Here is a 7,286-nt window from a genome sequence, read left to right as displayed (position 1 = left end):
ATTAAAGGCACACGTTAATGAAGGAGCTTTGTCCGTCACAAGTACTCTAGGATTCCCAAAATGTTTGATTAAGCGTTTAAAAAATGCATACGCTGCCCGACTATCACGTTTTTTTCGTAACGATCTACCTAAAGTCAGTCCGGAAGAATCGATTGCACGGTATAAATAACACCACTTCCCTTTCCCTTTCATATAGGTTTTGTCCATTCGCCAAGAATCACCTACAGCGTGATTTCTTTTCTTCCACAAACAATAGATAATTTGACTATATTCTTGCACCCACCGATAGACCGTGGTGTGACACACATAAACACCTCGATCAGCCATAATTTCAGAAACTTCTCGCTAACTCAGGTTATATCTCAAATAATAGCCAACGGCTACTGTAATAATATCTCTTTTGAATTGTTTCCCCTTAAAATGAGTCATTTGAAATCTCCTATCGTTTATTTCCACTTAATTCTACCTGATATCATGCTAATTGAGAAACTTTGCAACAGAACCTAAAGGACCTCGTGTACTGGTTAAAGCCAGCAATTACAGGTATTTCAATCGTACTTGGTATGCTCTTAATTTCACTTGTAACACCCTCATATGTCGGTCAAATTGTCGATAATTTGGTGAACTGGATTGGCGTGCGAGGGGCCATAATCGGCGCTTATCGTCATTTCTTTGCGACAAGTGGTTGGGGGTGTCTTGGCTGGGGATTAGTCCTTCTTGCTTTTGTAGGGCTTGAACTAGGGGTGCTGATTGCTTTTGGTTATGGGCTCTTTAAACTAATGAAATATGCGATTGATAAATTTTGCTAAATGTAGCGCACGTTCCAGTGTATCAATGAACTGAAGATTTAAAATAAAGTCATACCGTTTTAAATAAATTTCTACCTATTTTAAGAAAGTTGCACCGTTTCACCCTTTTAGAGGGAATGGCAACAGTAAATTGGACAAAAATTATGAGGACTGTAATTTGAATTCCATTGGCGTTAAACACCCTAATGTTCCATGAATACGAATATGATTAAATCAAAGAACATAATCAGCGAATTCAAGTTCAAGATGTTCCAGAGAAGAAAAATGATTCCGCCACCGCATTATCATAAGGACAACCATTCATACTAAGTGAACGTTGGATAGTAAATATCCGACATTGACATGGCATTTTAGCACACGCACTTTGGATGATAGTCTTAGTTTACAAGCCTTATTTATTCTGTCTAACTTAGTGTAGCCTATCCACCTTACGATACGAATAGATTTGGAGTAACTCACACAATCAAACATAGAAAAAGAACTTTTGTTTATCAATAATCGTCTAAAAAAGAGCCTACGCTGGAGTATCACATAGAATTTATTTGAAAAAATTCAATTATCAGAAAAAATAAAAATTGCTAATAATTGAAATAAATGTTAAATTATTAATGTGGAAGTAATATTTACTTTTTTCCACGAAACTACAAGAAGGGAATGTGATCTTTATGGCTAGTAGTAAACCAGGTAAAGGTAAAGGCAAGTTTAAATTTGATTTAAACCAAGATTTGGGCGTTTCTCTTTCTCAAAGCTTTGTTAAAAATGCAGATAGCAGTAATGGCGGTGGCGGCGGCGGCGGTTGTTGCTGTTGCTGTTGCTGCTGTGGGTCAGGCTCTTCAAGTTTAAAGAAAATTTTGTAAAAAAAAAAATATCTAATGTTCTACATTAGATATTTTTTTATTTTAGTTACGGAGTGAAATAGTTATGTACAAAATAAACCCATATTTATTATATAATACCAAAGATAATCACAATATTATCCAAACTAAAGAGAATTCTCTAATATTAAATAGTCAACCACTTATTGATTTTTTGAAATTTTTAGAAGTTAATAATATTGATATCATATCAATGAATGAGATAAAAAATTTTTTCGACAATGAAGAAGAATTTTCAGAAAAAATAGTAGATTTCTTATGTAAGAATGAAATTTTCAAAGAAAATATTCAGAAAAAAATATCTTTTGAATCAATTAATATTATTTCAAATGAAAATATAGGTCATATTTTTAGCAAATTTCTAAAAGTTAAAAATTCTTATACTGTGCAAGAGTTGTTAAATAAAAAGAAAATTTTAGAAGATGACTGCTTAACGTTAATTATTTTAAATCCTTTTAATCTAAATCACTTAAAAGAAATATTGGAAGTAATTCGAAATTATGAAAATTTAATATGTAAAGTAGTTTTTCCATATAATAATTCTATTTATATCTCGAATTATTATTCGAAAAAATGGAATAATCCTTGTCCAATATGTTTTATAAGTAGCCTAGAAGCACAGTTGAGAGGAAATATTAATGGAGATCTTACATGGAATTTTCAAATGATAATGGATTTAATATATGAAGAAAAATTAGAATTTGAGTATGATGGTTTGTTGGAAGAAAAAGATTACATACCTGTAATAAATATTTTACTTAGAGATATGTTAAATAATAAACTATCATCTAATATCGACAAAGTATATAAAATTTCATTAAGAGATTATTTTATAGATACTGATATAGCTTATTATTGGGAAGTATGTGACTGTTATGAATAAATATTGGAATGAATATAAGCATATTTATATAGACAAAGAAATAGAATATAAAATAAGTAAAATTTTTCAATTTTCAACTGAGCATGAGAGTCAAAAAATAGATCAAATGAAAATTATTAAAAATTTAAATTTAGAAAGTATTAAACATCCTGATATTTGTTTAAAACAAATAAATTTCGAGCCCTTACCTTCAATAATTAAAGATATTTTTCGAGTTTTAGAAATGACAGTTTCTCATAATGAATATTTGCTATTTATTCCTGTATTGGCAATACATTCGGGTATAGACAACTTAAAAAAAGGTATTTATATGTTAGATTTCTTTAATAATCAATTACTCTTGACTAGCAATGAGGTACCTTCAATTTTACAAGAAATCACGGATTCAAGTATTACAATCCATTGGTTTTTGGATATAGAGTCAACTGTAGCAATGTTTAATAATCTTGCTGTGATTGAAGGTACAAAACATATAGCAAAAAATCAAACCTTATTTGAGTTATTTATGAAAGAGAATACTAAATTAGAAAGCAAAGAAATTAAAATTTTACAGGCACAAAAATTTTCTAAAGAAGTAGGTTTGAATGCAAGGATATGCGTCTTATTAGCAAGTAACAAAATAAGATAATATATATTTCAGAAGGTGTTTAATATGTTTATGCAATATAACAAAGATTTTGGTATCGCGAATAGTTTTCAAGTGGAAACGAATAAAATTGGGTATATAAAATCTTTTCGAATAAAACATGGTGAATTCTTTGTTCCTAGTACCGGAACTTCGATAAGTAACAAGAAAAAATTATGTATTTTGAAAGCATATAATGAGTTTTTAGAACGATTTAGATTAGGAATTGGGTCTAAAGAAATTACTTATGGAAAAAATAATGATTATGGGATGATTGACACCACTGGAACTGCTTCAGGAAATAATTCAGAAAATATTATAAAAAAAGCAAATCTAGAATTAATAGAAAAAAATGAACTTTATTTATTTTGGTATACTAATAGCAGCGAATATGTTTTACTACCACACACAAGTGAGATTAAGTCATTGATTAAAAAATTAAATTTCCAAGGGGAAAGACATCTTATTTTTTATATGAAAAATATATCAAATGCCCATACAATTTTATCTGTCAGTTTTAAAGAAGGTATATTGACTGGGTGCGGTATTTCAGGAGATTTAAATTTTAAAAAAGCTTTAAAATCCAGTATTTTAGAGAATAAATTAATAGAATGGGAAAATTATCAGAATCCTAATTCTGATTTGTATCATCATTCCATTAATGAAAAAGAACAAATACAATTTTTTTTCAATGAGAAAATTAAAGAAACTAGACCACTAATAATAAATAATGAATCTTCAGAAGACGAAGATATAATATATAAAGATTGGATAGATACACCGCAAATAATTCTATTGAATACACAAAATTCATCTTTTAAAACTATTAAATTAATATCCAATAGTCTATTGAATTGTATTCCTAATAACTATAATCTGAATAATTGTCTAAATCAAAAAATTATAGAATTATTCCCCCCTACCCATAATTTCAATTGTTTATTAGTTTAATTTAAAATTATTTAAGAATGGAGGCGATTAGATAGTGCAAGGTTTTTTACTTAATTCTACTGAGTTATTTTCTGAAAAAGGTATATTTTTAAACCATCATTATAATAATTTTATGACTAGAAAAGATAAGATAGATGTTAAAGCATATGAAGTTGGTTTTAATGGAAGAACCAATAATTTAAAAAAGGTTTTTGGAGAGTTTTTTGAACGAGAAATTTTGATAAATAACAATAACTCTTCTCAAAATACTCATGTAGCTACTAGTTTAATTACAGGTGAGAAAAAATTAGTCCTTAAAAGTTCACTAATTGCTGTTGATGAATTCGTAGATTCGTGTGGAATGGCTTCACATACTCAATCAAATTTAGTAATAAAAAATGCATTTTTAGAGTTTTTTGAACGTCAAAGTTTAATAGTTAGTTTTTTATCAAAGCGTCCTTCAGAAAGATTAAGAGTATCGAAAGAAAGTTCATTTACTCATTCCTACTTACTAAACTTTGTAGATAATGTCTATTATTATAATATATCATTATCACCCAAAATTTTTGTGGTTTTAAGTCTAGCAATAGGCAAGAAGAAAAAATCTGCTGGCTTAGGAACTTCTTTTAACTTAAATGATGCGATTAATAAGAGTCAAATCGAAGCTTTACAATATTTTGCAAATGATAGAACTAAAATATATGAACAACTTTATAATGAAGCATCCTCTGAAGCTAGTGATTTATATCATATTTTATTTGATAAAATGAGTTTAGATGAGTTTCAAGATAATTATTCTTATTTATTAACACAAGAATTCACTTCTTCTTTAAATCAAAATCAATTACCCAAAAAAAATATGGAAGAATACAATTTTCTTGATTTGTTGATATGGTGTAATAAATATTTAAAAATGAATCCTTTTATTTGTTCATTCCCAAATAAGAGAGGTATCGCACATCTTAAAATTGTAAAAATATTTGACGAAAATTGGTTTCCGCATTTAAATGCTTCCTTATATTCTATTAAAGATATTGATAATATCTCAAAAATAATAGGAACGCCATTAAGTAAAGAAGTAGATTGGATACCTTTTCCTTAATTTATATAAAGAAGGTGATTTGAATGCAACAATCTATCGCAATTTTAAAACTTAACTTGATATTATTATTAAAAGATAAAATTTCTTTATTATGGGGTATTTTATTACCTACAATCATGTTATTTATCAATATTCAGAACTTTCAGCAAGAAAGTGATTTAGTATATTGGTGGATCTATATTGCATTTAATGCCTATTTATATGGTGTAGGATTACATGCATTGAATGAAAAAGATTCGGGTACACTCATTTTTATATTTTCTATAAAATGGATCAGTGTTCAATTTTTCTTAGGGTGCTTATTTACCCAGATAGTATACGTAGCAGTATGTATGGCCATTTTCAATATATTAGCAGCTTTATTATTAGGGTTTAACTTTTTCACATTATGTAGTTACGGTTTTTTAAGTTTGTTAATATGTATTCCTGTTGCATTTTTCTCTTATAATTTTACATATATTAAAGGTTTATATAGTTCTTCAATCAATTCTATATGCAATGTATTAACTTTTGGTATGTTTATTTCAATTAGCTTTTCTACTGTATTTAATCAATTCAATCCATTATATCAATTAGCACAGGTACAATTGCAAACATTAAATAATGAAATTCCTATCGATTCACTGCTTATATTATTATTGATCATTGTTATAAGTATACCTAGCATAATTATTTTTAGGCCTGTATCTATAGAAAGTAGGTAGTTTAATGATTACAATAAATAAATTAAAAATAAAAGAAATAAACACTTTTGTTACTTTAAATATTTATGAAGGAATCACTTATATTTCAGGAAAGAATGGATCAGGAAAAACGCTTTTTTTAGATTATATAAGTAAGATTCGAAAGGCTAAAACGAAAAATATTTCTGGAAATACGAACATGATTTATATGAGACAGAACTTTTCATTTTACAATAGAATAAGAGTGAAAGAATTTATAAAATTTGTCTACAATTTATGTGAGGAAAATTATATAAATTTCTATTCATTTTTGAAAAGACATCATATTTCTATAGATATTGAAAAGATAAAAAACACTAAAATGGGCATGTTATCAGGCGGAGAAAGAAAATTGATTTATATACTAACTATCCTCTCTCTACAAAGAGATTGGTATATATTAGATGAACCTTTCGTCAATATTGATAAGGAAACAAAAAAAGAAATTATTAATTTAATACTACAATTAAAAAAAGAAAATAGAAATTTCATTTTAACGAATCATGATGATTTACCATATTTATTAGAACATGTTGACTATGTTATTAATTTTGAAGAAGTAAAGGTGCATTTTTAATTTCTCCATATTAACTCAATTCAACCTATATTTTGAATTAAATTTCATGGTAAGAATACTATAATTCTTACCATGAAAAAATAGTTGTCGACACGAAGAAAGTGGTCAGATTTAAAATTCTTTGATGTTCTAGAAAATACATTAGAAGTGATATTTGATTACTAATTATGATAATCTACTAAAATTGGTTGCTAATTTTTAAGTACCATAACACTTTTTCTTGGGTATTTTCATGAAGTATAATGTTAAATAGAAAAGCCACAAATCATTGTTAAATCAATGATTTGTGGCTCAGTTTGTTTAAAAAGTCGTTCGTCAGTTATTCTTTCTAAAATTCGAGTCTTTTTTCTACTCAAATTCTTCGAATTTTTTATAATAGGTTCATAGGTTAAGAACCAGCCCATTTTTTTGGCTGATTCCAGGTTGGCGAGCCTGAGAAGGTTTTGTATGATGGTGGTCGTTAAAACCTGGCGCATTACTTTAAGAGCTCCGCGGTAGCGTGCATAGCGCATACCGTGGAGCTCTTTACTATTTGCGAAACTAAGTTCAATTGTAGAAGAACGTACAGATTTTAATTGTTTACCTCTTAGTGATAAACGGTTATTTCTAGCAATATCATAATAAGGTTGATGAATAGTAAGCCCGTAATCAAATAACGCATATATTCGAGAAGTATCTCCAGGTACGATAGACGTATCAAATGAAGGCGGTGCTTTCTTTTATGCCAACGAATAAACTTACAATTGTCCCCGTGACACTCGAT

Annotated in this window: 9 protein-coding genes and 2 pseudogenes; 8 read left to right on the top strand and 3 right to left on the bottom strand. The window is 28.1% G+C overall.

Annotated elements, in window-relative coordinates:
* Positions 1 to 429: pseudogene (locus DEX24_RS16540) on the bottom strand (IS6 family transposase); the annotation flags it as partial.
* Positions 430 to 515: 86 nt separating this feature from the next.
* Here DEX24_RS16540 and DEX24_RS16535 point away from each other — a divergent pair.
* Positions 516 to 809: a hypothetical protein gene (locus DEX24_RS16535; protein WP_109307483.1), complete on the top strand. Its 294-nt coding sequence runs from the start codon at positions 516 to 518 to the stop codon at positions 807 to 809.
* Between the two features lie 141 nt (positions 810 to 950).
* Here DEX24_RS16535 and DEX24_RS17930 read toward each other — a convergent pair.
* Positions 951 to 1,137, bottom strand: a pseudogene (locus DEX24_RS17930) (IS3 family transposase); the annotation flags it as partial.
* A gap of 337 nt (positions 1,138 to 1,474) precedes the next feature.
* On the opposite strand from DEX24_RS17930, the gene DEX24_RS16530 reads away from it, so the two are divergent.
* From DEX24_RS16530 to DEX24_RS16500, 7 genes are all read left to right on the top strand, one after another.
* A complete protein-coding gene (locus DEX24_RS16530) occupies positions 1,475 to 1,666 on the top strand; it encodes a hypothetical protein (protein ID WP_109307482.1) in 192 nt (63 codons plus the stop codon).
* Between the two features lie 64 nt (positions 1,667 to 1,730).
* Complete coding sequence (locus DEX24_RS16525) at positions 1,731 to 2,567, top strand: McbB family protein (RefSeq protein ID WP_109307481.1); 837 nt, start codon at positions 1,731 to 1,733, stop codon at positions 2,565 to 2,567.
* Positions 2,560 to 3,195 carry a hypothetical protein gene (locus DEX24_RS16520; RefSeq protein WP_109307480.1) on the top strand — a complete coding sequence of 212 codons (636 nt, stop codon included), beginning with the start codon at positions 2,560 to 2,562 and terminating at the stop codon, positions 3,193 to 3,195. Before DEX24_RS16525 ends, DEX24_RS16520 begins: the two co-directional genes overlap by 8 nt.
* A 24-nt stretch (positions 3,196 to 3,219) precedes the next feature.
* Complete coding sequence (locus DEX24_RS16515; RefSeq protein WP_109307479.1) at positions 3,220 to 4,143, top strand: YcaO-like family protein; 924 nt, start codon at positions 3,220 to 3,222, stop codon at positions 4,141 to 4,143.
* Between the two features lie 34 nt (positions 4,144 to 4,177).
* Positions 4,178 to 5,224 carry a YcaO-like family protein gene (locus DEX24_RS16510; protein WP_109307478.1) on the top strand — a complete coding sequence of 349 codons (1,047 nt, stop codon included), beginning with the start codon at positions 4,178 to 4,180 and terminating at the stop codon, positions 5,222 to 5,224.
* 23 nt (positions 5,225 to 5,247) lie between these two features.
* Positions 5,248 to 5,928, top strand: coding sequence for a hypothetical protein (locus DEX24_RS16505; RefSeq protein ID WP_109307477.1), 681 nt, complete (start codon positions 5,248 to 5,250; stop codon positions 5,926 to 5,928).
* A 4-nt stretch (positions 5,929 to 5,932) separates the two neighbouring features.
* Positions 5,933 to 6,523 (top strand): ATP-binding cassette domain-containing protein, encoded by a 591-nt coding sequence (locus DEX24_RS16500; protein WP_109307476.1) that lies wholly within the window; start codon positions 5,933 to 5,935, stop codon positions 6,521 to 6,523.
* A 245-nt stretch (positions 6,524 to 6,768) separates the two neighbouring features.
* Here the strand turns inward: DEX24_RS16500 and DEX24_RS17625 are convergent, their stop codons facing one another.
* Positions 6,769 to 7,137 carry a transposase gene (locus tag DEX24_RS17625; protein ID WP_487246498.1) on the bottom strand — a complete coding sequence of 123 codons (369 nt, stop codon included), beginning with the start codon at positions 7,135 to 7,137 and terminating at the stop codon, positions 6,769 to 6,771.
* Positions 7,138 to 7,286 lie beyond the last annotated feature (149 nt).

The sequence above is a fragment of the Kurthia sibirica genome (genome assembly GCF_003143975.1).
GTDB classification, from domain to species: domain Bacteria; phylum Bacillota; class Bacilli; order Bacillales_A; family Planococcaceae; genus Kurthia; species Kurthia sibirica.
The sequence above is the reverse complement of the archived record's forward strand: the minus strand, read 5'-3'. Positions and strand labels throughout refer to the sequence as shown.

Bases quoted from the DNA above. Each gene is read 5' to 3' on its own strand.
- DEX24_RS16530 (WP_109307482.1), top strand. From the start codon at position 1,475: ATGGCTAGTAGTAAACCAGGTAAAGGTAAAGGCAAGTTTAAATTTGAT.
- DEX24_RS16525 (WP_109307481.1), top strand. From the start codon at position 1,731: ATGTACAAAATAAACCCATATTTATTATATAATACCAAAGATAATCAC.
- DEX24_RS16520 (WP_109307480.1), top strand. From the start codon at position 2,560: ATGAATAAATATTGGAATGAATATAAGCATATTTATATAGACAAAGAA.
- DEX24_RS16515 (WP_109307479.1), top strand. From the start codon at position 3,220: ATGTTTATGCAATATAACAAAGATTTTGGTATCGCGAATAGTTTTCAA.
- DEX24_RS16505 (WP_109307477.1), top strand. From the start codon at position 5,248: ATGCAACAATCTATCGCAATTTTAAAACTTAACTTGATATTATTATTA.
- DEX24_RS16500 (WP_109307476.1), top strand. From the start codon at position 5,933: ATGATTACAATAAATAAATTAAAAATAAAAGAAATAAACACTTTTGTT.